This is a genomic window from Kitasatospora sp. NPDC058218, assembly GCF_042882445.1.
GTDB lineage: Bacteria > Actinomycetota > Actinomycetes > Streptomycetales > Streptomycetaceae > Kitasatospora.
Map to the genome: position 1 here is coordinate 15859 of NZ_JBHVWC010000085.1, position 22233 is coordinate 38091.

21 protein-coding genes and 2 pseudogenes are annotated in these 22233 nt (G+C 70.9%); 13 read left to right on the top strand and 10 right to left on the bottom strand.

Features of this window, described 5'->3' with window-relative positions:
* Positions 1–286 precede the first annotated feature (286 nt).
* Positions 287–595, top strand: coding sequence for a Uma2 family endonuclease (locus ACFVYI_RS37650; protein WP_387893998.1), 309 nt, complete (start codon positions 287–289; stop codon positions 593–595).
* A 186-nt stretch (positions 596–781) separates the two neighbouring features.
* On the top strand, positions 782–1438 hold the full coding sequence (locus ACFVYI_RS37655) for a hypothetical protein (protein WP_387894000.1): 657 nt from the start codon (positions 782–784) through the stop codon (positions 1436–1438).
* A gap of 132 nt (positions 1439–1570) precedes the next feature.
* Here ACFVYI_RS37655 and ACFVYI_RS37660 read toward each other — a convergent pair whose 3' ends face one another.
* Positions 1571–1861 carry a hypothetical protein gene (locus ACFVYI_RS37660; protein ID WP_387894001.1) on the bottom strand — a complete coding sequence of 97 codons (291 nt, stop codon included), beginning with the start codon at positions 1859–1861 and terminating at the stop codon, positions 1571–1573.
* Between ACFVYI_RS37660 and ACFVYI_RS37665 the strand changes: the two are divergent.
* Positions 1812–2021 (top strand): annotated as a pseudogene (locus ACFVYI_RS37665) (IS30 family transposase); the annotation flags it as partial. The gene ACFVYI_RS37660 and the pseudogene ACFVYI_RS37665 overlap by 50 nt on opposite strands.
* Before the next feature lie 70 nt (positions 2022–2091).
* Here ACFVYI_RS37665 and ACFVYI_RS37670 read toward each other — a convergent pair.
* The 3 genes from ACFVYI_RS37670 to ACFVYI_RS37680 form a co-directional block, all read right to left on the bottom strand.
* A complete protein-coding gene (locus ACFVYI_RS37670) occupies positions 2092–5238 on the bottom strand; it encodes a discoidin domain-containing protein (RefSeq protein ID WP_387894003.1) in 3147 nt (1048 codons plus the stop codon).
* 149 nt (positions 5239–5387) lie between these two features.
* Positions 5388–5816 (bottom strand): hypothetical protein, encoded by a 429-nt coding sequence (locus ACFVYI_RS37675; RefSeq protein WP_387894005.1) that lies wholly within the window; start codon positions 5814–5816, stop codon positions 5388–5390.
* A gap of 257 nt (positions 5817–6073) precedes the next feature.
* Entirely contained in the window at positions 6074–6256 is a 183-nt protein-coding gene (locus ACFVYI_RS37680) for a hypothetical protein (RefSeq protein ID WP_387894007.1), read from the bottom strand.
* 65 nt (positions 6257–6321) lie between these two features.
* Between ACFVYI_RS37680 and ACFVYI_RS37685 the strand changes: the two genes are divergently transcribed.
* Both ACFVYI_RS37685 and ACFVYI_RS37690 read left to right on the top strand, forming a co-directional pair.
* Positions 6322–7008, top strand: coding sequence for a TetR/AcrR family transcriptional regulator C-terminal ligand-binding domain-containing protein (locus ACFVYI_RS37685; protein ID WP_387894009.1), 687 nt, complete (start codon positions 6322–6324; stop codon positions 7006–7008).
* Positions 7009–7236: 228 nt separating this feature from the next.
* Entirely contained in the window at positions 7237–10515 is a 3279-nt protein-coding gene (locus ACFVYI_RS37690; protein WP_387894011.1) for an NACHT domain-containing protein, read from the top strand.
* 326 nt (positions 10516–10841) lie between these two features.
* Here the strand turns inward: ACFVYI_RS37690 and ACFVYI_RS37695 are convergent, their stop codons facing one another.
* The 3 genes from ACFVYI_RS37695 to ACFVYI_RS37705 form a co-directional block, all read right to left on the bottom strand.
* Entirely contained in the window at positions 10842–11213 is a 372-nt protein-coding gene (locus ACFVYI_RS37695) for a fic family toxin-antitoxin system, toxin component (RefSeq protein ID WP_380578718.1), read from the bottom strand.
* The gene (locus ACFVYI_RS37700) at positions 11210–11452 is read right to left on the bottom strand and encodes a plasmid mobilization protein (RefSeq protein WP_387894013.1); all 243 of its coding nucleotides are present in this window, start codon (positions 11450–11452) and stop codon (positions 11210–11212) included. The genes ACFVYI_RS37695 and ACFVYI_RS37700 overlap by 4 nt, the downstream gene beginning before the upstream one ends.
* 485 nt (positions 11453–11937) lie before the next feature.
* Positions 11938–12456, bottom strand: coding sequence for a hypothetical protein (locus tag ACFVYI_RS37705; protein ID WP_387894014.1), 519 nt, complete (start codon positions 12454–12456; stop codon positions 11938–11940).
* A 204-nt stretch (positions 12457–12660) separates the two neighbouring features.
* Here ACFVYI_RS37705 and ACFVYI_RS37710 point away from each other — a divergent pair, with 204 nt between their 5' ends.
* Entirely contained in the window at positions 12661–12951 is a 291-nt protein-coding gene (locus tag ACFVYI_RS37710) for a transposase (protein WP_387894033.1), read from the top strand.
* 610 nt (positions 12952–13561) lie between these two features.
* On the opposite strand, the gene ACFVYI_RS37715 is transcribed toward ACFVYI_RS37710, so the two are convergent.
* Both ACFVYI_RS37715 and ACFVYI_RS37720 read right to left on the bottom strand, forming a co-directional pair.
* Positions 13562–14791, bottom strand: coding sequence for an alpha/beta hydrolase (locus tag ACFVYI_RS37715; RefSeq protein WP_387894016.1), 1230 nt, complete (start codon positions 14789–14791; stop codon positions 13562–13564).
* 20 nt (positions 14792–14811) lie between these two features.
* On the bottom strand, positions 14812–15576 hold the full coding sequence (locus tag ACFVYI_RS37720; protein WP_387894018.1) for a DUF2993 domain-containing protein: 765 nt from the start codon (positions 15574–15576) through the stop codon (positions 14812–14814).
* A gap of 406 nt (positions 15577–15982) precedes the next feature.
* On the opposite strand from ACFVYI_RS37720, the gene ACFVYI_RS37725 reads away from it, so the two are divergent.
* The 4 genes from ACFVYI_RS37725 to ACFVYI_RS37740 all read left to right on the top strand — a co-directional run bounded on the left by ACFVYI_RS37725 (position 15983) and on the right by ACFVYI_RS37740 (position 19498).
* A complete protein-coding gene (locus ACFVYI_RS37725; protein WP_387894020.1) occupies positions 15983–16669 on the top strand; it encodes a response regulator transcription factor in 687 nt (228 codons plus the stop codon).
* Entirely contained in the window at positions 16666–18075 is a 1410-nt protein-coding gene (locus ACFVYI_RS37730) for an ATP-binding protein (protein ID WP_387894022.1), read from the top strand. Before ACFVYI_RS37725 ends, ACFVYI_RS37730 begins: the two co-directional genes overlap by 4 nt.
* Positions 18076–18256: 181 nt before the next feature.
* Complete coding sequence (locus tag ACFVYI_RS37735) at positions 18257–18568, top strand: transposase (protein ID WP_387894024.1); 312 nt, start codon at positions 18257–18259, stop codon at positions 18566–18568.
* A 12-nt stretch (positions 18569–18580) separates the two neighbouring features.
* On the top strand, positions 18581–19498 hold the full coding sequence (locus ACFVYI_RS37740) for a transposase (protein ID WP_387894026.1): 918 nt from the start codon (positions 18581–18583) through the stop codon (positions 19496–19498).
* 356 nt (positions 19499–19854) lie between these two features.
* Here the strand turns inward: ACFVYI_RS37740 and ACFVYI_RS37745 are convergent, their stop codons facing one another.
* Positions 19855–20055, bottom strand: coding sequence for a hypothetical protein (locus tag ACFVYI_RS37745; RefSeq protein WP_063352310.1), 201 nt, complete (start codon positions 20053–20055; stop codon positions 19855–19857).
* Here ACFVYI_RS37745 and ACFVYI_RS37750 point away from each other — a divergent pair.
* From ACFVYI_RS37750 to ACFVYI_RS37760, 3 genes and pseudogenes are all read left to right on the top strand, one after another.
* A complete protein-coding gene (locus ACFVYI_RS37750) occupies positions 20054–20968 on the top strand; it encodes a hypothetical protein (protein WP_387894028.1) in 915 nt (304 codons plus the stop codon). The two genes, ACFVYI_RS37745 and ACFVYI_RS37750, sit on opposite strands and share 2 nt — an antisense overlap.
* 113 nt (positions 20969–21081) lie before the next feature.
* A complete protein-coding gene (locus tag ACFVYI_RS37755; RefSeq protein ID WP_387894030.1) occupies positions 21082–21720 on the top strand; it encodes a DUF6461 domain-containing protein in 639 nt (212 codons plus the stop codon).
* Positions 21721–21885: 165 nt separating this feature from the next.
* A pseudogene (locus ACFVYI_RS37760) lies at positions 21886–22143 on the top strand (transposase family protein); the annotation flags it as partial.
* Positions 22144–22233 lie beyond the last annotated feature (90 nt).

The window sequence follows — 22233 nt, forward strand, 5'->3', positions numbered from 1 at the left end:
TCCCCACCGCGTCCGCCCCCCCCCCCCGCGCGGGCCGGGGGGCGCCGGCTCTACGAGGACGGGCGCAGTTACCGCAGGAGGTGGTGGTAGTCGCTGGAGTCCCGTATGAGCGACTCCAGGTGGAGAACGGCAAGGACCACAGCGAGGCCCTCCTCGCTCGTGGTCAAGGTGTGCTGCCGGGATCCGGCGACCGGGACGGCGCCGTCGCGGCGCCGCGCCGCTCCGTTCGAGGTACTGACGGCGATCAACCTGGCCGTCCCGGACGGACTGCTGATCCCGGACCCTGGTGGTCGCCGACGCCAACGCGGCCGCAACGGCCAGCCTCACCCTTCGCGCCCACGACGTCCTGGTCGCAATCGAGGTCACCGCGCCGGACACCCACGTGGCAGACACCCTGCTCAGGCCCACGATGTACGCCGCGGCCGGAATCCCGCACTACTGGCGCCTCGAACTCGAACCCGCACCCCGCCTCTACCTCGGCCACCTCGAGCGCGGCACCTACGTCGACCGCCTCGTCCAGGCCGGCGAGACCACCCAGCTCACCGACCCGTTCCCCCTCGACCTCGACCTCGACCCTGCGGCGCTGCGCCGGTAGTCCCACAGCGAGGCGCCCGGCCGTCGGCATGTCGGCCAGCCACCGGCCGGGCCTCCCCGCCCCCGCCGGATGGCGGCGGTGACGGGCGCCGCCCATCGGTCCGGGCCCGGACGGCAAGCGCGAATCCCGAGTGCCGTGGCGGCCCCACGTGGGAGGATCGGCGCAGTGACGTCGAGGGAGGACTCTGTGGCTCTGAGTCACGCCGAGTGGGTGATGCTGAAGTCCGCCGGGGCGGCGGATTCCGGCTGGCTGACCGGGGCCTTGCCCCTGGGGCGCCGGACCGCGGAGCACGGGACCGTGCGCCGGCTTGTCGGAGCCAGGGTGTGCGAGCTCGCCGGTCCCGAACAGCTCGATGTTCTCGCCGCCGACGGGGCCCGCCCGGCGTGGGCGGTGCGGGCCACCGGGCTGGGGCACGATCTGCTGCGCTACCGGGTCCTGCGGGAGCGCCCCGCCGAACAGCACCCCGCTCCGGTGGCTGACTTCGTGCCGGACACCACGATCAGCGTGCGAGCTTTCGACCTGCCCCTCCTGCGCGCTGTCCGCAAGGACGCGGAAGCGGGCCTCCTGCCCGGGGTGGACGCCGGCCTGCTCGGCTCGGCCCTCGACCGGGCGCGCCCGGTCGAGGGCTCCAGCCGGCACGAGGTGGACGTCACCGAGGCCGAGTTCGCGGTGATCCTGCGGGTGTTCTACCTGGAATCCCTACGCGGCGGCGGCGCGGCCGGCTACTACCACGTCCTGCGTTCCTCGCCGTTGGCGGACGCTCTGAGGCCTGATCCGGTGCAGCGTCCGGAGCCCGGAATCGTGCGGGCTCGCGCCGCCGTCTCCTCCGCGCCGGCCCGCTGAAATGGCCGGGTCCCTCATGCTCGTCGACGTGAGGGACCCGGCCATCAGCGTACGTGCGCCTGGTGGTGAGCCGGGAGCGGTTCGGGTGGGGTCAGGCCGCTTGGTCGGGTCGGTTGTCGATGACGATGCGGGTCAGGGGGCGGCGTCGACCTGCGTGCCGGAGTCGGCGGGCCGGGTGCGGCGGATCGCGCTGGACAGGTCGATGTAGTAGGCCAGGGCCATGGCGCTGTCCTGGAGATCGCGGGTGGGAGCGGTGCTGGCGTCCCAGTAGGTGGTGAAGAGGGCGTTGACGGCGGCCATGAGACTGAGGCCGGGCAGTCGGACGGTGACCGTGTTCTCCTTGTCGCCGCTCTCGGTCGGGGGCAGCTGAGAGTACTTCTGCGACCCCGCCAGCCCTTGGCAGCGCGGCTCGAACGAGAACACCAACGGCCTGCTGCGGTAATACTTCCCCAAGGGCACCGACCTGGCCGCCCACGACCCAGAACACCTCGCCGCCGTCGCCGCCGAACTCAACGGCCGCCCACGCAAAACGCTCGACTGGGAAACCCCAGCCGAGCGCCTGCATAAACTGCTCGCGGCCTGAACAACCAACCACGTGTTGCAACGACCCCTAGAAACAGCCATGCCGCCGGGGGCCCGGGAGCGGTCCGGGGTCAGCTGACGCCGAGTTCACCGAGCTGAAGGTAGTAGTCGCCGAACTGGTCGGCGCTCAGCCGGGTGCCGGTGACCTTCACGTACCGGGCCGTGGTCGGAGCGAAGGTGAGGACCTGCGGCGCCGCGCCGGGGCGCGGCGTGCCCGTCCGGGTGGCGACGGTCGACCAGGCGCTGCCGTCCGCCGAGACCTGGACGGTGTAGTCCACCGGGAAGCCCAGGCCGGTGTTGGCACCGTCGGTGCGCGGGGTCAGGCTCACCCGGCTGATCAGGCTGGGGCCCTGGAGGTCCACGGTGACCCACTCGTTCGCAACCGGCCCGGCGGAGCGGGCGCTGCTCCAGCCCATCGAGTGGTCGAGGGTGGAGTTCGCGACGCCGTCGTTGACCGCGGCCGGCCGCCAGCTGTAGGGGCCCGCCGAACTCGACGCCTGGGCCGGCCGGTTGACCGCCAGCTCGCCGCCCGCCGCCTCGATCTCGGCGAGCTGCATCCGGTACTGGCCGTTCGGGTCGGTGCCGAGCCTGGTCCCCGTCACCCGGACGTAGCGCACGTCGGCGGGCTGGAACGGGAAGGTCTGGACGGAGGCGTCCGACGGCTTCGGGTAGTTCTTGCGGTCGGCGACGGTCGACCAGGTGGAGCCGTCCGCGGAGACCTGGACGGTGAAGTCCACCGGGAAGCCCTTGCCGGCGGCCGGACCGTCGGCGCGCGGGTGGAGGTCCACCCGGCTGATCCGCCTGGTCGAGCCGAGGTCCAGCTGCGCCCACTCAGTGTGGTCCGCGTTCACGTTGGTGTTGCTGCTCCAGCCGTTGGTGCCGGTGGCCAGGCTCCGGCGCCCGTCGGTCAGCGCGGCCGTGCTCCAGCCGTCGCCCTCGTACGTGCTGGAGGTGGCGACGGCGGCGTTCTCCGCCGGGTCGGTGCCCGGGTTGAGCCGCACGTGCTCGAAGCGGGCGGACGCCCCGCCGGTGGCGAGGCCGAAGCCGCCGACCGGGTAGCCCTGGTCGGTCACGGTGAGCAGCTGGACGGCCCCGGCGTAGACCTTGATCGTGCCGCCCTGGGCGGACACCCGCAGGCTGACCGTCTGGCCCGGGGCGTAGCCCGGCACCGTGGCCGACGCCAGTGGGACGCCGCTGCGGTTGACGAACACCTCGCCGTTGTTGCGCAGCGCGACCAGGTACCCGGTCTGCGACTCGGTCGGGTTCTGGTTGCGGACCACCATGCCCGCCCAGTTGGTGTCGCCGCCGTCGGGCCTGACCCCGGTGATCCGGACGTCGACGGAGGCCGAGACGTCCTGGTACGCGCGCCCCGTCAGCCCCGCGACCACGTCCCAGCCGGAGTTGGCGTCACCCTGCACGTACCCGCCGTCCCCGGCCGCCGACCAGGAGCCGAGCACGGTGCGCCAGGAGGCGTCCTTGTCCGCGCCGAAGTCGTCGCCGAACGGGAAGACCGCGTCCGGGGCGGGGGAGGCGAGCGCGTCGAGGATCTGCTTGTGCCGTTGGTCGGCCGCCGCGCCGGAGGTGGAGAAGTTGGTGGTGCCGCTGATCAGCGAGCCGATGAGCGCGCGGGCCAGCACCGGCTTGGTGGCGGAGAGCTGGTGCAGCAGCTCGTAGTCCTGGACGCCGGCGAGCAGGGCCTCGCTGCGGACGCTGTCGTAGACGCCGTAGGTGGCCTTGTTGGGACGGACGAGGTAGAAGTCGCCGTCCATCCTGCCGTTGAAGGTGTCGAGGGGGGCGTAGTTGTTGTTCGGGTCGGTCCAGATGTTCCAGCCCCAGTGCAGGAAGCCGTTGCCGCCGGCGGACGCCACCATCCACGGCGTCAGCCGGGAGTCGGACAGCGGGTAGCTGATGTAGCGGTTGAGGTGCTTGTCGGTGGGGTTGTTGCAGTAGTAGAGCCAGAAGTCCTTCCCGGAGAGGCGGAGGTTCTGGTAGTACGCCATGTTCTCGTCGTACTGCGGCCCGCCGATGGAGGTCACCGTGCTGAGCGAGCCGTCGATGCCGGGGACCGGGCTCTGGCGGGACTCGTTGCTCAGGCCGGCCGGGAACGCGCGCTTGTAGTGGTCGTAGAGCCACACCGCGTTTTGGGTCTGGGTGGTGTCGGCGGGGTTGGGCTCGTCGACGGCGCTCATGTAGAAGACGTCGCTCCAGCGCCGCCCCGGGGCACAGGTCGGCCCCGCGTCCAGGCACTTGGTGTCGAGGTGGTCCTTCAGCGCCTTGAACACCGTGTCCAGGTAGGTGCCGGCCGCGTCCGAACCGGCCTGCTGGAACACCTTCTGGACACCGCCCTGGCCGTTCGCGACCAGGGTCTCCAGGTCGCTGCTGCTGTCCAGCAGGGTGGGGGTGTAGATGTACTGCAGGGCGCCGGCGTCCTGGAAGGTCTGCAGGAAGCGGTCGAAGTTCTTCCAGCTGAAGGTCAGCTTGCCGTTGGCGTCCGACGTGGTGTCCGGGATGGACAGGGCCTGGAAGTCGGCGTAGACGACGTTGTTGCGGTGCTTGGTGTGGTCGGCGGCGAAGTTGGTGATGACCTTCCACCAGTCCTCGTCGAAGGCCTTGACCGGCGCGCCCGAGCCGTCGCTCTTGGTGTACTGCGCGGGGATCGAGGACTCGGTCCAGTTGTAGTCCCAACCGACCGAGGTGAACCAGTTGTTCATCCGGAACGTCGACCGGTTGGCCGGCGGAACCGCCGCGTCGTACACCGTCACCGAGACCGGGACGTCCACCGCGCCGGCCGAACTCTGCACGGTGGCCCGCCCGGTGTAGACCCCGGGGGCCTGCCCGGTCGGCACCGCGACGCTGTAGTAGTACGGCTGGGTGGTGTTGGCGGCGAGGCTGTACGGGGTGTTCTCGACCAGCGCGTCGTAGTAGCTCGACCCGCCGTCCGGGGGCTCCTGGTGGTCGTTGCCCGCCCAGTCGGTCTTCTTGTCGACGTTCGGGTGGTTGTACTCCCGGTTCACGGTGATCCGCGAGGCCGGGATGGTGGCCCCGCCCGGACCGGCCAGGTCGCCGGGGACCAGTTGGAGGCCGGTCAGCTGGGCGTCGGCGCGCACCGCGATCTGGGCGGCCTGGGTCTCGTTGCGGGCGGCGAACAGGTCGACCCGCGGGGTGGCGCGGCCGGGGGCGGCCGAGGACGAGAAGACGTGGTCGTAGCCGCTCTCCACCCACACGGACGGTGCCGTGGCCGCAGATGCCGACCCTGGTGACAGGGGAACCAACAGGGCGCCGAGCAGCGAGGGTATGAGGACCCTCGCAGTAATTTTGCCCACAGTGTCCCTTTCTGGATGTTATGTAATCGACATATCGTGAAACTTCATTGAAGATTAGTCAGGTTGCGGAGGGAGTGAGTAGACCGGGCTCGGAGCTGTTGGAGGGCGGGTCCGGTATCGGCGATGGCGTTGTGGACCTGGACGACGAAAACCCGCACGTCTGCCTCGGGGGTGTCCCTCAGGGCGACGGTGAGCAGCTCGCGCCGGCCGGCGGGCGGCGTCGGGTGGATGTAGGCCTCGGTGGGGGAGTGCTGGTCGTCGATCTTCAGCCCGAGGAGTGGGTGGGTGGTGTCGGGGCGCACCCTCAGGGCGTGCTCGTACAGCTCCAGGTGGTCCCCGAGGGAGTGGAGCAGCGCTCCGTGGCTGGGGGCGCGCAGTGCGGCCAGGAGGAGTTCGGCCTTCCTCACCCGGGCCTGGTGCTCGTGTGCGGCGTCGGTCGCGGCCGCGCGGGCCGTCCCCTGTTCGGTGGCCACGTTCTGTGCCGCCTGGCGCGGCCGTGCGGAGCTTCTGCCGTTGCCGGCTGTGGCGGGGGTCGAAGGCATTGCGCCAGGTGCCGGGGTAGAGACTCATCCACCAGGTCGCGGCGGCTACGGCAGCCAGGGCCGCCACAACCGACCAGAACACCGCGGTCCACACGGTTTCCGCCACGGCTTCTCCGCGACCGGGTTCGGGTGTACGGGCGCGCTTCGCTCGCGTCGGCGGTGCCCGCCGTCCGCTGCCGGACGCGCGGTCATTGGGTGGCTTCGACGGCGACACCAACGAGCTGGAGGATCGCTTGTCCCCACGCGGTGGCGGCGATCAGGACACCGAACACGACGGCGGTGACGACGGTGAACGCCTCGTCGACGCGGCTACGGGAATGGGTGGGGCGACGGAGCCGGACGAGGATGATGATCGCGAGAAACACGCTCACGCTGATTGTGTACTGCACTGCCCACCCCGGCCTTGTTTGACGCTGTGCGAGACACCGGTTACCCGGTGCCCGATGTTGCCGGGGCGAGCATGCCGGAGCGGCCCGGCCGGGTGGGTTCCGTGACGGCGGCCCGGCCTTCCGGCCGGTCGACCAGTGGGGCCACCTCGGCACCGGGACGACTGTCCCCCGACGGCTGCCGGATCGTCATCACCCGCGCCGCCGAGCGCGCCGGCCTGCCGGTGCGCCTGACCGGGCACTCCCAGCGGGCCGGGCTGATCACCACCAGCATCAAGGCCGGCAAGCGGCCCGACAACGTCCGTGCCCAGTCCGGCCACGCGGCCGGCTACCCGAGCACCGCCGCCCCCGCTGGCGCGGGGAGGACATCATCAACGCGGTGGCTCAGCTCGCGCAGATCGGCTGACCCCGGCACCTGCGGGGAGGGGGCCAGGACACCCCCTGTCGACCCCGCCCTGCTCCGCGAGTACCACGAACGCCTGATGGACCCGCTGCTGGAGGTCACCCGCGACCGCCTATGCACCACCCGCGCGGCCGACCGGATCGCCGACGACGCCGACCTCGCCGTCGAACTGCTCTACGGCCCGATGTACTACCGCTTGCTGCACGGCCTGGGCCCGCTCGACCACGCGTACGCGGACCGCATCGTGGGGGGCGGTCCTGCGCGCGCTCAAGGCCTGACACCGGACCGCCTCGAATGCCCAGCCGGAAGCCTTCCAAACACCGCCGCCTGGTGATTCGATGGTAAGAGACACTCTTTCCGAAGCAGCCACACCCGAGTGATTCGTGCATCAACTTCTGGTTCGCCGAATCCCGCTTCTTCGATTGCTGTGATCGCCATGAATAATGAAGCGCGAGAGCCGGGGGGCAAAGTCGACCCGCGCAGGGCACCCCGCCTGGTACGCCTGCGCCACGCCGTTCACCGGGTGGCCAGAAGGACCCGGCGATCCTTACGCGTCCACTACGTGCGCTGGCTGGCCCGTCGAAAGGTGATCCGGGTCCGCTACCCGCTCACTTGGTCGTCCGTCCGCAAATGGTTCACGTTGATCCCCGCGACCATTTTCGTGCTGTTCGTCGGGTACTCGATCATCACCATCATCCGCGGCAGGAAAGGGTGGATCGAGGAACGCTGCGGCGACACCGGGAACGCCTGCGGAGTCGTCATCGGCTTCGCCTCGCCGTTCCTCTCCCTGGCGCTGGCGACCGCCCTGTTCCTGCTGTACCGCTACTGGAAGATCCGGCGGCCGATCGTACGGAAGGCCAGGCGCCGGCCCCAGGAGCTGGTCCCGACCGCCAGGACGGCCGTGAACCAGATCGTCGGCCGGAAACAGCTCTGCGAGGTCATCTGCCGCTCACTGCGCGACCACACCGGCCGGCGCCCCTACGTGCTGGTCGGCAGTGTCGGTGCCGGAAAGACCGCAGTACTCGTTCAGCTCACCCAGATGCTGGCCCGGCAGCACCGCGTTCCCGTCCCGGTCAGACTCCGTGAGGTCGGCACCGACGGCACCCGGCTCGACTTCCGTGAACTGGCGGAGCGGCGCTTCACCGAGGAGACCGACCCCGGCGCCCTGCTCTCCGCCGAGCAGAGTGCGAAGGTCTGGCGCCAGCTCTGCAAGGACGGCCGGGCCGTCGTCCTCGCCGACGGGCTGGAGGAGGCCCTCACCGCGAACGGCCAGAGCGCCGACCGGGACAACGTCATCCGGGCCGCCATTCACCGGGCCGAGCGGCAGAACCTCCCCCTGGTCATCGCCTCCCGGCCACACACACCGCTGGAGGCGACCTACGCCTCGATCATCGACCTCGAACCGCTCTCCGAGGAGGCCGCCCTCGACTTCCTGGCCCGGAACGACCCCGCAGCCGACAGCCAGCGGCTGGACTGGATCGTCGAGACGGCCGCGGTCAGCGAGTCGCCGCTGTACATGGAGATCGCCCAGCAACTGCGCCGCCACCACCTGCTGGAGCATCTCGACCGGGGCAAGACCTGGGACCACCTGGACACCCGCAGCCGCGACCGCTCGACCCTGCGGCTGCGCCTGCTGATGACCTGGGAGACCGCCCTCGTCGGCGGCCACCTGCACGACGAGGTCGCCCTCACCCGGCAGGAGCGGGAGAGCACCATCCAGACGATCTCGCTGCTCGCCGCGCTCGGGCTGCTCCAGGACCGTCTGGAGGTGAGGTTCAAGGACCTGGTCCGGGTCAGCGAGACGGCCAGCGCGGAAGCGATCCTCAAAGAGCGGCTGCGCACCCTGCACACGACCGTGGACGACCGGGACTGCAAGAGCGTCCTCGCCCTCTACGCCACCCAGGGCGAACAGCTCGGCCTCGTGGAGACCCTCGGCGACCGGGTGCGCTTCCCGCACAGCATCCTGCAGGCCTACCTCGGGTCCCGCTACCTCAGCGAGTTTCCCGCCAAGGTCGACGCGGCGCTCCGCAGCGGCACCCTGGGACGGGAGCTGCTGATCGCGCTGGTGCTGCAGGCCTGCCGCAACACGCCGGAGACCACGAAAGGAGTCGCCCAGAGGCTGTTGGCCGCAGCCGGCGAACGCAAGGACTGGAAGGTGCTCGACCTGTTCGCGACGGCGTTGGAGGTGGATCTGCACGCGCAACTGGCCCGTCCCTCCGCCCCGGTCAGCATCCACACCGAGATCGCGCAGGCGATCGAGGCCAGGTGGCACGACATCGACGTGCAAGACCGCCGTACGGTGGACGAGGCTCGCGAACGGCTGATCCACCGCTTCGGCGAGGTGCTCCGCGAGATCGGCCACCTCCAGGGATCGAGCCGCTGGCCGGAAGGGGCGCCCGGACCCGCGTACAAGGAGTTCTTCGCGATCGCGATCCGGGAGCGGTCCTACGCCCTGCGGCTGGCCATCACCCAGGAGATCGGGGCCGGTCGCGATCCGGCCTTTATCGCAGCTCTCAATCTCGACCCCGGACTGCACCAGTCGGAGCCCACGGACCCGGTCGCCACCTTCCAGTACATGATGAAGAAGGCCCGGGCCCGCGCCTCCGCGCCCGGCAACGTGCCGCTCGACGAGGAGGCCGCCGAGCCATTCGAGTGCCGGATCAACTGCCGGGAGGACGCCGGGAACTGCCGGGGCCCCCAGGCGGTCTGGCGCGAGTTCGCCACCCGAGCCTGGCTCATCCCCATGCTCGTGGGATCGGTCAGCACAGACCGCAGGGCCGACGCGCAGCGACGGCTGCGCCAGTGGCTCGACCACCTGGATCCGGCGAAGTGCCCGGGCGGCCGCGCCGACCTGCCGCTCTCCTTCGAGGTCGCCCTGGCGCAGGGTTTCAAGAGCGCGGCCAATCGCCGCAAGCGCCATCCCGACACCACCAACGACACTCGCGAGTTCCTCGTCGAGCAGGCCGAGAAGATGCTCGCGCAGTCACGCTTCTGGTTCTCCCAGCTCACCCTCATCCACGCGCTCTCCCTCTGGGAACTCCCTGACCACTCCGGCAGGGTGACCGCGGACGGGAAGGACTTGGACGACGTCGGCCGGCCGCCTCCGCCCACCGACGCCCCCCGTGACGCCGTCCGGCGCTGGCTGACGCTGGCCGGCTCCGAACGCGCCCCTGCCGACCGCCGGGCGGAGGACCAACGTCGGCAGGGCAGGCGCGAGCGCCTGCACCCCTTCGTGGCCGGCGCCGCCCACCTGGCCGTGCTGGCGCTGGAGACCGGCCGGCCGGAGCAGTACATCTGGATCGACGAGAAGGGCGCCATGGAGAAGGTCGGCTCCGACCCCGGCGACCCGCGCTTCTACCGCAAGCACAACCTCTGGATCCCGCCGTCGGTCGGCTGGAGCACGCTCGACCCCCGGGCCCAGCAACTGCTCGCCGACGTCCTCCTGCTGCTCAACCTCACCGAGCGCACCGGCGACCCGGACGCCTTGGAGGCCCGGCTGGAGAAGGCCAGGCGGAACTCGCTGCCGCCCTGTCTGACCGAGGACCGCTCCCCGCTCCAGCCGGGAGACACTGTCGGCATGGCCAGGCGGGCCGAGCCCGGCAGCACCTGTCCACGCGACTGCCGGTTCGAGCTCTGTCCCTACCCTCCGAAGGGCGAGATGCCCCGGGCGGAGCTGACCGAGGTCTTCTGCCTCCAGCAGCAGGCGCTGCTGCGCTGGCGCCGCGGCGGGTTCTTCGCCCTCACCCGCAAGCCCGCCCGCTGGCAGGGCATGACCGGCAAGGACCTGCGCCGTTTCTGGGGCAGCATGGCGGCGCGCACCCGCACTCCCCGGCCACCGTGACCGGCGGCCCACTGGCTAGCTAGTCGGGGAACTGGCCCCCGCGCACAACGGCAACGACGACAAGTGGACACGTTCCTCCAAGTCCGGGATCCGACCTCGGCCTGCAGGAGACGCGAGAAAGGCACGGAGCCCCGCAGACCGCCAGCCAGCCACTACCGTCGACCTGTAGGCCCACACCTTGGACGGAGTGAAGGTGAGCTTCACCGCCCCGCTGGGCGTCTCGGTCGCCGACACCTCTGTACGGTCGGCGGCGCCCTTCGGTGGGCCGGCCTCTCCCTGTCTCCGTCAGCCCCGAGCCCTGTACGGGGGCCGGGGGGTGGAGTTCGTCAGCGGTACCAGGTGCGGATGGCGGTGGCGGTTTCGCGGACGTCGGCCTGTCCGTCGCGGATGCGGCCGGCGAGTTCGACGGCCTGTTTGGGTTCGGCGGTGACGATGACGCCGGAGCCGGCGAGGTAGGAGGCGGCGACGACCGCGGCGAACTGCTCGTTGGCGAACTCGAGGGCGGGGACGCGGATGAGCTGGTGCATGAGTGCCGCGGCCCGCTGGTGGACGGCACCGTAGACGGGTACGTCCATGACCTCGTCGAGGTGGCGGGCGACGGCCGCGGCGAGCGTGCCGTAGTCGGTGATGTCCGGGTCGGCGGGGAGGAACTGGTGGGCGATGTCCAACAGCCAGGCCCGGTCGACGCGCAGGATCACGCGGCGTCCGCCGCGTCGGCACGCCCGCTGTGCGGGTAGGGGCCGAACTCGGCCTCGAAGGCCGGTGCCCAAGCCTGGGAGAAGTGCGCGGCCGCCGTCAGGAACCGCTCCCGCCGCTCGTCGGCCTCCTCGGCGAGGACCTTGCGTGCGTAGTCCGGCAGGGACATCCCGGCGGCTTCCGCGCGCTGCTCGAGTGCCTCGTGCGCCTCGTCGTCCAACCGCACGTTCAGTTGCTTCATGACCGCAGCGTAGCGACACCTACACGCCGCTACAACCCTTGAGGGGCACCACCCCGCAGCCCCTTCCGACCCCGAACCGAAGGGCCGGGTCAGTGTTTCCCGCGGACAACACTCGACCCCAATCAGAACCCTCTCCCTCAATCCGGATCCGGGAGCGCCGAGCCCCGCAGCGAGAACGTCGCGCCACCTCCGGACTGTCCCCGAACCACGCCCGGGCCAAGGACTACGGCTGCCCCCGCGCATGCGGGGAGGACGTCGGCGAGAAGACCACCATCGTCGATACGTTCGGCTGACCCCCGCGCCCGCGGGGATGGTCCCGTGGCGAGGCGACGGCCGCCGCCCGGTGGACGCTGCTCCCTGCGTCCGCCGGGGGTGCCTCTATGGGGCCCGTCAAGGAAATCGGGCTGCGTTCGCGCGGGCTGGCGGGCAGCATGGCGGGATGCCGGATCTGCTGTGGGATGACGTCAGGACCTTCGCCGCAGCACTCATCTGCCACCGCGCCTCGTCCGTGCGGACAGGTCAGAACCGGGTGAGGCGGGCCCGACGCTGCTGACCCAGACAGGGAAGGCCGCGATCTCCGGCTCGGCCTCGATCTGCTCCGAGTTCTGCAGTTCATCCGAGTCCGACAAGGTGATGACCCCGGGGCTACTGTCAGCCAGGAATCCCTCGACGACTGACCCGAGGTCATAGGAAGGCACGTAGGATCCGCCGAACGGCAACTCATCCGGCGGCACCGACCCGGTCGAACACCTCAACTGCCCAGCGACATCGTCGTGCCACACGTAGAACGTCGCTACCCCAGGAAAACCCAGCTCGCGGATGCGGGCGCGGAGAGCTGAAGCAGTCCGCTCGAAAGCAGTCACCACCTCGGAGACGGACAACGACCTCCTGTCCTCGACCTCCGCGCTCAGCCACCAGGTGTTGGTCTCCCACTCCACCTGTCGGTCAGCCGGTTCCAGAACCAGGGGCTCGTCCGCCACCTCGGCGATCCATGTCAGCAGCACCAGAGCAGTATCCCCGCACAACTCGGGCCCCAGGAACTGCCATAAGAAACGATGTAAGAGACTGCCGGTCCTGCCTGCTCACCACGCCTGCGGGGACGACTCAGGGTGGTCGATAGGTAGAAGCGGGGCTGTCCCCTCGGCTGAGCCCCGCCTGCGACAGCCGCCATCTACACCGCGCCAACCGAGCAGTCCGCCGAGCTGGCCCTGGAGGAGTTCGCGGCCTCCGACCTGGGCGGGCGCTACCCAGCCGTCGTGCGGACCTGGCGGGCCGCGTGGAGCGAGTTCACGCCCTACCTCGCATTCCCGCCCGCGACAAGGAAGGTCATCTACTCCACGAACATGGTCGAGACGATCAACTCCCGACTGCGAAAGGCCACCCGCAACCGTGGCCACTTCCCCTCGGAACAAGCCGCATTGAAGGTGCTCTACCTCGCAGTGCGGGAGCTGATCAGTCCCAAGGCACGCGACGTCAACCACGTCGCCGCACACCGGTAAGGAGGCGCTGAACCAGTTCTCACTCTTCTTCGAGGACCGGCTCAGCATCCAATGACCGCAGGGGACTTACACAGGAGCGCTTACACGCTCAGCTACAGGTGCGGTCCCGGGCCAGGCTCCGGAGCAGGTCGAGGAACGCCGCGTCGTCGCCGCTGTGTTCGGACCGCTCCTCGCCGCGTTCCCATGGTGGACGGTCCAGGTGCCCGGCGACGCCTCGAACGAGGCCCTGCTGATGGGGTCGCTGTCCAGGAGCAGGAATGAGGTCGTGCTCGGCTCCGGCTTGCGGTCGGGAGTCAGGAGGCTGGCGTCCTTCATGGCCCGGATCAGTTCGGCCGGGGTCCACGGGACCGGGAACCGGCCGGCGAGGGCGACCGCCAGGACGGTCCGGCACGGGTACGGGGCCCGCACTCCCCGGCACGAGTTCCCTTTCGGGGCGGCGGCCGGGGCCACCTCCGGCGTCACCGGGAGACAGCCGGGGTTGTCGTGGTCGTGCGAGGGGCGCTCCCGGTGGGTTTCCGGCCGGCAGACCGGGCACAGGTGCCTGCCGCGAGGCGCGAGGGGCGTGCAGTGCCACGGCCGGCCCGGCTTTGTGAGGTGTCCGGTCGCACCGTCAGGCGTGCTGTGTGAGGAAGGCGCCCAGTTCCTTGTCGTAAGCGTCGGGATCGGCGTTCCAGGCGCCGGTGTGGCTCGCCCCTTCGACGGTGACGAGTCTGACCTTGTCGGGCCACTCCCGGGCGAACTCGGCGCTGGTGGCGTACGGGACGACGGTGTCGCCGGTGCCGTGGAAGAGTAGGACGGGCTGCTCGGGGCCTCCCGCGCGCCGGTTGGCGGCCAGGGCGTCGACGTCGTCGAGGTCCACGCCGGAGCGCAGGCCGGCGACCGCGGATTCGAGGGCGGCGACCGGTGCGGGCAGGCCGAGGCCGGTGACGATGGTGTCGAGGGCCGCACGATAGTCGAGGGCCGGAGAGTCGAGGACGACGGCGCGCACGGCGCTGGTGTCGGCGGCGCGTTGGAGATAGGTCTCGACGATTCCTCCGCCCATGGAGTGGCCGAGCAGGACGACGCCGGTGGCCCCGTGGTCGCGGGCGTAGCGGACGGCGGCGTCGAGGTCGCGCCACTCGGTGTCGCCGAAGTGCCGGGTGTTGCTGCTGTCCCGGGGCGCGCCGGGGTCGTTGCGGTAGGTGATGTCGAGGACGGGGTGGCCGAGGTCGTGCAGTTCGGGCATGCTGCGCAGTCCTGCGGCGCGGCCGGCGCCCAAGCCGTGGACCTGGATGGCCCAGGTGGTGTCGGTGCCGGGCAGGAACCAGGCGGGCATCGGACCGAGTTCTCCGGGATAGGTGACGTTCTGGTAGTCGAGGCCGAGGGCCTGCGAGGGGTCGGAGGTCCAGACGGTGACGATGATCTTCGCCTTGGCGCCCGGGGCGGGCGGGGTGTCGGCGGTGAGTTCGCGGGTGACGGTGTCGCCGTCGGTGGCCAGGACGGGTCCGAGGGTGGCGTGGCGGCGCCTGGCGGTCTCCTTGTCCTGCCAGATCAGGCCGAAGGTCCCGGCGTAGCGGCTGTCGGTGGTGGCGGGGAGGGTCACTGTTCCCGGCGTGGAGGCGACGATGTGAGTGTTGAGCGGGGTGTCGTCCGTGGGGTGGACGAGTCTGCCCGCGGCCAGCCACAGCAGGCCTGCGGTGGCGCCGAGGGCGAGGACGAGAACGCTCGCGAGGCCGGCCAGCAGGTGCCGGCGCAGCCGGGAACGGCGGGTTCGGCTGCCGGAACGGGGGGCCTTGGAGGTGACCTGTGGGATGGTCGTCCCGGGTTCGGACGCCTTGGGTGAGGTGTGGTCGTGGGGCATGGGCGGTGACGCCTCCCGGTTCATGTGCGATTGAGGGCGGTGGGTCCGGCGGCGAGGTGGAGGGCAAGGCCGGTCGGGGTGACGGTGAGGGCGGTGGGCTTGAGGCCAAGGGGGTAGTCGGTGGGCTGCTTCTTCGCGGTGAGGCGTTCGTTGATCCGGTCGAGCTGGGGCCCGGTGACGGTCCGGCCGAGGAACTGGAGGGACGTGGCCGTGATGGTGACGCGGCCCTCCGTGAGTGAGGGCTTGAGAGTGAGTCGTCCCATACCGCCGGTTCCCAGACCGAGCTGGATCGTCCCGGCGGCCGGGTCCGTGCTCGCGGTGTCGACGGGCAGGTTCTGGCCGGAGTCCCGGATGGTGGCTGCCAGGGCGTCGGCGGGGATCGTGATGTCCGCCGACACGTCGGCTGCGCTGGGCACGGGCTTGCCGAGGTGGACGCCGTCGAGGGTGATGCGAGCCGAGGCACCGTCCAAGCTGCCGAGGCGGGCGTGGTCGGCGCTCAGCGTGACGTGGTCCAACTGCCGGTTCAGGATCTTGAGGAGGGCCGGGCCGCTGCCGGTGTCGACCTCGACGTGCGTGCCGAAGGCCTTTGTCGTGCTGCCGGCGATCCGGCTCTCCAGCACGTGTCCGGCGATGGCCTCCGCCCCGGCGATGAGTGCCAGCAGGGCGGTCCCGGATACCGCCGCGGCGCGCAGGGCGCGGCCGCGCCGGCTGGCCGGGTGTAGCAGCCGGCGCGGGCGGGCGGGTGGTCGGTCGGATGTGGGGGCCGGTCCGGGATAACGGGTCATGGTGCTCCTCGGGTGGGATCGGAACTGTCGGAGGCCGACGGACCTGGTGGGCCGGGCGGGCTCGGCGGGCCCGGAGCTGTCTTCGCCCCCCGCACGAGGTGTGGCCCGGCGGGTACGGGCGAGGAGGGTGCAGGCGGCCGTGACCAGGACGCCCGCGACCGCAGCGCCGGTGAGCATGAGCGTTCTCGGGTCCGTGACCACCGGGCCCCCCTTTCGGTCCGTTCCGGTACCGCCGACCGGCGGTACCGGAAGCAGGCTGCACCGGTGCTGCAAGCAGGAGGTTCGGCCTGTGTTCGGGGCGTGTAAGGATCACGGCGGCCGTTGGGGGGCGGCCCGCCCCACGCGTTAGCATCGGAGCAGACCACGGCCGGACCACTGCGCGGCGGCGGGCACCGGGAGAGAAACGATGACACCGAGCAAGGGCCTGGTCCTGGTCGTGGAGGACGAGCGCCACATCGCCGACATCCAGCGCCTCTACCTCACCCGCGAGGGCTTCGGCGTCCACACCGAGGGTGACGGGGCGGCGGGCCTCGCCGCCGTCCGGCGGCTGCGGCCGGTGGCGATCGTTCTCGACATCGGCCTGCCAGGCTTGGACGGCACCGAGTTCTGCCGCCGTCTACGGGCCGCCGACGACTGGACGCCGGTGATCCTGGTCACCGCGCGCGACGAGGAGACCGACCGGATCCTCGGCCTGGAACTCGGCGCGGACGACTACGTCACCAAGCCGTTCTCACCGCGCGAACTCGTCGCCCGCGTCAAGGCCGTTCTGCGCAGGACCGCAGGACCGCAGACCGCAGGCGTACACGCCGTCGGGCGACTGCGATTGGACCCGCTGCGCCGCACGGTGCACCGCGACGGCGAGCCGGTGGAGCTGACCACCACGGAGTTCAACCTGCTCGCCCACCTGCTGGCCCGGCCGGGTCAGGTCTTCGGCCGCGACCAACTGCTCTCCCAGGTCTGGGGCTACGCGGACTACCGCGACAGCCGGGTCGTCGACGTCTACGTCTCCCAACTGCGCGCCAAACTCGGCGATGCCAGCCCGATCCGCACCGTACGCGGCGTCGGCTACAGCGCCCAGGAGAACGGCCTGTGAGACACCTGTCCGCACGTGGGCCCAGGTCCGTTCAGGGGCGCCTGTCGGCTCGTGCGCACGGGGGTTCGCTGACCGGAAACCTGGTCCTGCTCGCCACCGTGGTGGCGACCGTGGCGGTGTTGCTGGCCGGGTTCGCGGCCTGGCGCACGGCCCGTTCCAACGCCGAGGCCCAGTACCGGGAACGGCTCACCCGGCAAGCCGCCGTGCTCTCCGTCGCCCCCAACCTGTCGACGCTGCTGCTCGACCAGGCGCAGCGGCTGACCGGCGCCACCGGTGTCCAGGTCGCGGTGATCACCCCCGACGGCCAAGTGGCCGGTCCGTCGGCCGGTGCCGTCACCCCAGCGGACCGGGACGTCCTGCTGGCCGGTGGGGACGTCTCCTCCACGGCCGTGCTCGGCGGCGCGCGGGTCCTGCTGGAGGGCCGTCCGGCGCGCGACGGCGCCGTGGTCCTCACCCAGCCCTTCACCGAGGTCGACGCCGCCGCCGACCGGATCCGGGCCGGCCTGGCCCTCCCCTTGATCGCCGGGCTGGTCGGGGCGGCGCTGGCCGGAACCCTTCTCGCCCGACGGATCGCTCGCCCCCTGGTCGACGCCGCCGCCGTCGCCCACCGGCTCGCCGACGGCGAGCGCGGACTGCACTGCACGGTCCACGGCCCCGCCGAGGCCCGCGAGGTCGCCCGCGCCCTCAACGCCCTCGGCACGGCCCTCGAACACAGCGAGGGCCGCCAGCGCGTATTCCTCACCTCCGTCTCGCACGAGATCCGTACCCCCCTCACCGCGTTGCGCGGCTACGCCGAGGCCCTCGCCGACGGCGTGGTCGAACCCGGACGGCAGGAAGAGGTCGGACGGATCCTCCTGACCGAGACCGAACGCCTCGACCGCTTCGTCAGCGACCTCCTCGAACTCGCCCGCCTCGACGCCGCCGACTTCCACATCACCCGCGAGCCGACCGACCTCGACGCCCTCGTCCAGGAGACCGCTCGGGCCTGGACCCAGCGGGCCCGGCGGCAAGGGTTGGACCTGCGCCTGGAACACCCCGACGAGCCGGTGACCGCGGCCACTGACGCCTTCCGCGTCCGCCAGCTCCTCGACGGCCTCCTCGCCAACGCCGTCCGCCACACACCGCCCGGCGCACCCGTCGTCCTGGCCCTCCGGCGCACCCCCACCGGCAGGGCCGAACTACAGGTCCGCGACGGCGGACCCGGCCTGACCGAGGACGACGTCCGCATCGCCTTCCAGCCCGGCGCCCTGCGCAACCGCTACGCCGCCACCCGCCCCACCGGCACCGGCCTGGGCCTGGCCATCACCCAACGCCTCACCGAGCGCCTCGGCGCCACCATCACCCTTCGGGGCCACGGCCCCGAAGGCGGCGCCCACTTCACCGTCACCCTCCCCGACCAGAACTGACCCCCGGCCGGCATGCCCAACCCGAGTGAGCAATGGTCCCCGAGTTCCGCGTCCGTCCCCCCAGCTCCTGGCAGGACTGAGAGGGCGTTCTGCGAGTGTCGGTGGGTCTCGTCGTGCTTGAAGGCGGGTTGTCCGGTTTTAGGGCTTCCCGACCGGCCGGAAATGCGGTCCGCTGGTGGGCGTGAGTGGACGCGCTCCGTACCCGAGCGACCTGTCGGATGAGGCCTGGGAGCTGATCCGGCCGGTCATCGTCTCCTGGAAGGGCCGGCACACCTCGGTCAGCGGCCACCAGGGCGCCTACGACATGCGGGAGATCGTGAACGCGGTCTTCTACCAGAACCGGACGGGCTGTCAGTGGCGCTACCTGCCCCATGACCTGCCGTCCTGGTCGGCGGTGTTCCACTACTTCGGCCTGTGGCGCCAGGACGGGCTCGACCAGCGGATCCAGGAACTCCCGCGCTGCCAGGTTCGGGAGAGGGCCCGCCGATTATAGGACCCGTCCCTCGTGATCATCGACACCCAGTCCGTCCGCGCGGCCGCCGGTGTTGCGAAGACCACGACGGGACTGGACGCGAACAAGAAGGTGTCGGGCCGCAAGCGGGGACTGGCCGTCGACGTCATGGGGCTGATCACCGGTGTCGTCGTCCTGGCCGCCTCCGCCCACGACAACGCCGCCGGCGCCGCCCTGCTCGACCGGGTCTCCGAGCGGTGCGGGATGCGTCTGGAGAAGGCCCTGGTGGACCAGGGCTTCAAGGACGAGGTCGTCATCCACGGTGCACTGCTGGACATCGACGTCGAAGTCGTCCGCCGCAACCCGGCCGACCAGGGGCTTCGCCCCGCAGCCGAAACGGTGGGTGGTGGAGCAGACGAACGGCACCCTGATGCTGCATCGGCGCCTGGCCCGCGAGTACGACCACAGGCCCGACACCTCCGCCTCACGCGTCTACTGGGCCTCCACCGCGAACATGACCCGCCGCCTCACCGCACCAGCCCCGGCCTGGCGCGACACCCTCGGACTGGCCGCGTGAACGTCGCCGAACTCCTGGCAGACCTCCAGAGCCGGCAGGACGAGGCCGCCGCCCAGGCAGCAGAACTACGCGCCCGGATCGAAGAGCTCGCCGCCGACCTGACCGAGACCGAAGCGCGGCTCACGGACCTGGCCACCGCCCGAAAGATCATCGCGGAGGTCACACCGGCAGGAGCCGAATCAGAACCACCCGAGACGAACACCACCTACCAGGCCATCGTGAACGCCTTCAACCAGCATCCCGACCAGGCATTCCGGGCACGCGAGCTGCACGAACTCCTCGGCATGCCCACCGAAGAGGCGTCCGTCAACATCACCCGCAGCCGCCTCGGACGCCTCACCCGCCAAGGCTTCCTCGCTCAACCCGGAGGAGGCCGCTACCAGAAACGGACTTAACGTCCACTCACACCATCCGCGTCCACCGGTTCTGTATCTCTGTCTTGTTCTCGCCCCTTGCGCCACCCGGGTGAACCCACTGGGCGCTGCGACCCGTGTGCCCAAGTGACAGCTGGTGCCACTGATGGCACTCGCGCCTTCTTGGGGAGGGAAGTTGATGAAACGTCATGGTCGGCGCCTGGTCGCCCTGGCTGCATCGATGGCGGCCGCGGTCTCGCTCGTCGTCGCTTCGGGTGGCATGTCGGCGGCTCAGTCGGGCACCGGGGCAGCGGGTCTGCCGGGGATCGGGGGCCGGGAACGGCGGTGAGCGCCGCGGACCGGCAGGACCTGTCGGTGAAGGCCGAGCCGGGTGGGGTTCAGTGCACGGAGGTGGCCGTGGGGTCGGCGCCTGGGAAGGCGGGTGCGGCGGCCGAGTGCGTGCAGGTCACCGACGGCCCGGCGGGTCGTAGGAGTGTTTCCGAGGCCGTCAGCAGCACGCAGGACGGTGCCGGGGCGTGCTCGATCGGCAGCGCGGGGTACTGGTCGTACGAGCGGTTCGGGTCGTGCCTGAAGGACATGACCACGACCTACACGCTGCGCGACGACAAGGGCACCGCCATCGGTTCGGCCCAGCTCAAGATCAACCTGAGCATGTCGCTGAGCGCCACGAGCTCGATGTGGACCGAACTGGTGACGGTCACCATGGTGTCCTCGACCAGCAACGTGCCGAGCCTCAACATCGCGTTCGACGCCAGCTGTACGGCGCCCTGCCAGATGGGCGCGGCCAAGCCCTGGGCGGGCGCCCGTACGCTGACGCCCGGGACGTCGGCGCAGGGTACGGTCCTGTACTCGGACTCGCCCGCCGCCGGGGCTGTCGACTCCCTGGCGAACGAGTACCACATGTACGTCACGCAGGACAACACCATCCCCCTGCAGCCGAACGTCAACTGGACCAATCCGCGCAAGGTCCGCTGCGACAACGCCGTCCACGAGCCAGGCAAGGGCTCGCCCGGATGCGTCTACGCCGACGTCCGGCCCGACCTGTCCTACTCCCTGACGGACTACGGTGCGGCGGCCGCGACCTACGCCTTCGCACTGAACTACCTGCCCAACATGCCCAAGCAGTTCACGCGACTGAAGGGCGACAGCGAGCCGAACCGCAAGCGCACCTGCGGCGCGCAGAGCACGGTGCCGTTCGCCCAGCTGGACCCGGTCGCGTTCCCGGAGGACAGCTGCGACGAGTTCCCCTTCGCCGGGACGCACCAGGGCGGCACGAACGGCGGGCTGTGCGCCGAGATCGTCCCCCAACTCACCAACGGCAACTGGACGTTCCGTGAGACGACCGGACACCCGGTCACGTACAAGGAGTCGTGCGTGCGGGGCCACGTCCCGCTCCCGGTCAACAAGGCGGCTGGCGGGAAGTACGGCAGCTTCGTCCAGACGCAGTGCCTGATCGACACCGAGGCGTTCACCGTCTCCTGGACGACCTGACGTCCACGGGTCCCGGCCCGAACGACACCGTGGCCGCGCCCGGGGGGACAGGCCCCCGGGCGCGGCCGCGGAGCCCCGACAACGAACGGCCCAGCAGAAAGAGGATCGCGACGATGACCACGCAGGACCCCTGGTGGGCGCACGACATCATCGTGTGCCTGACCTTCGCCCGCCACCGCGGCCCCGCACACGTCCTCGACGCCTACGGGGCAGCCGCCGAACCGGTCCGGGAGCTGACGCTGCAGCAGGCCCGCACCACCCTCCCGATCGCGGAGGGAGGCGTCGTCCTGCGCACCGGTGTCCTCGGGGACGGGGAGTGGGCGTTCTGCCACGAGAGCGGCGAGCCCGAGGGCTTCAAGGAGGCCGTGCTCTCACGCCTGTCGGCAGGCACCGAGGCCGTCCAGCTGTACAGCGTCAACGGCATGACCACCCTCGAACGCTACCGGGACGGCGTACGGATCGAGTCCTTCGAGGCGGGCTTCCCGTCGACGGTGCGCAGCGGCCCGGACCACCCGCTGTGGGACGCGGTCCAGGTGCTCCCGGACCGCTCCACGGCCACGCAGGCGGCCGAGGGCGTCCAGGCGTACCTGGGCGTCCGCATCGACGGCGACGTCCTGGAAGGCCCCCTGCCCACCGCGTACCTGCCTCCGGAGCGACGGGCGCCACTCTCCTCCCGCGCCCCCGCAGCCCCGGAGGACGCGTCCTCACAGGGGCTCGGCCGCCTCCTCCCAGGGCTTCCCCCGCACCCCTAACCCGCCGGCGCAGGACGCCACCGCTCGGGACACCACCGGCCTCGACCTCCACCCCGCCAGAATGGGGTCTGTACAGCCAAAGGCTCTGTCCCGTAATCGGTGGTGACGAAGGGTGACGTCGGTCGTTGGCATGATGTGTGTGATGTCAACGAGCTTGTGAGCGTGGTGTTTTCGGGGCTGTCGGCCCTCGTCATCGAGGGGGTGGCGGACGAGGGCGAGGTCATCCGGGTGTCGGCGCGGACGCGGGATGATCCGGTGCCGTGCCCGGTGTGTGGGCGGCCGACGGGGCGGGTGCACGGGTTCCACGGCCGGGTGGTCGCGGATGTCCCGGTGGATGGGCGGCGGGTCGTCGTCTCGGTGCGGGTCCGACGTCTGGTCTGCCCGGTGCTCGGCTGCCCACGGCAGACGTTCCGCGAGCCTGTTCGCGCAGATGCTCGACGGTCTCGCGCACCAGCCGCTGCCGGGTGCTGATCTTCTCCAGCATGTCCCTCATGGGGTCCTCCCGCCGTCGTC

Coding starts and splice junctions, on each gene's coding strand:
- ACFVYI_RS37720 (WP_387894018.1), bottom strand. CDS start 15,576: ATGACCCGTTATCCCGGACCGGCCCCCACATCCGACCGACCACCCGCC.
- ACFVYI_RS37745 (WP_063352310.1), bottom strand. CDS start 20,055: ATGTCCTTCAGGCACGACCCGAACCGCTCGTACGACCAGTACCCCGCG.
- ACFVYI_RS37755 (WP_387894030.1), top strand. CDS start 21,082: ATGACCACGCAGGACCCCTGGTGGGCGCACGACATCATCGTGTGCCTG.
- ACFVYI_RS37750 (WP_387894028.1), top strand. CDS start 20,054: ATGACCACGACCTACACGCTGCGCGACGACAAGGGCACCGCCATCGGT.
- ACFVYI_RS37715 (WP_387894016.1), bottom strand. CDS start 14,791: ATGCCCCACGACCACACCTCACCCAAGGCGTCCGAACCCGGGACGACC.
- ACFVYI_RS37700 (WP_387894013.1), bottom strand. CDS start 11,452: ATGAAGCAACTGAACGTGCGGTTGGACGACGAGGCGCACGAGGCACTC.
- ACFVYI_RS37725 (WP_387894020.1), top strand. CDS start 15,983: ATGACACCGAGCAAGGGCCTGGTCCTGGTCGTGGAGGACGAGCGCCAC.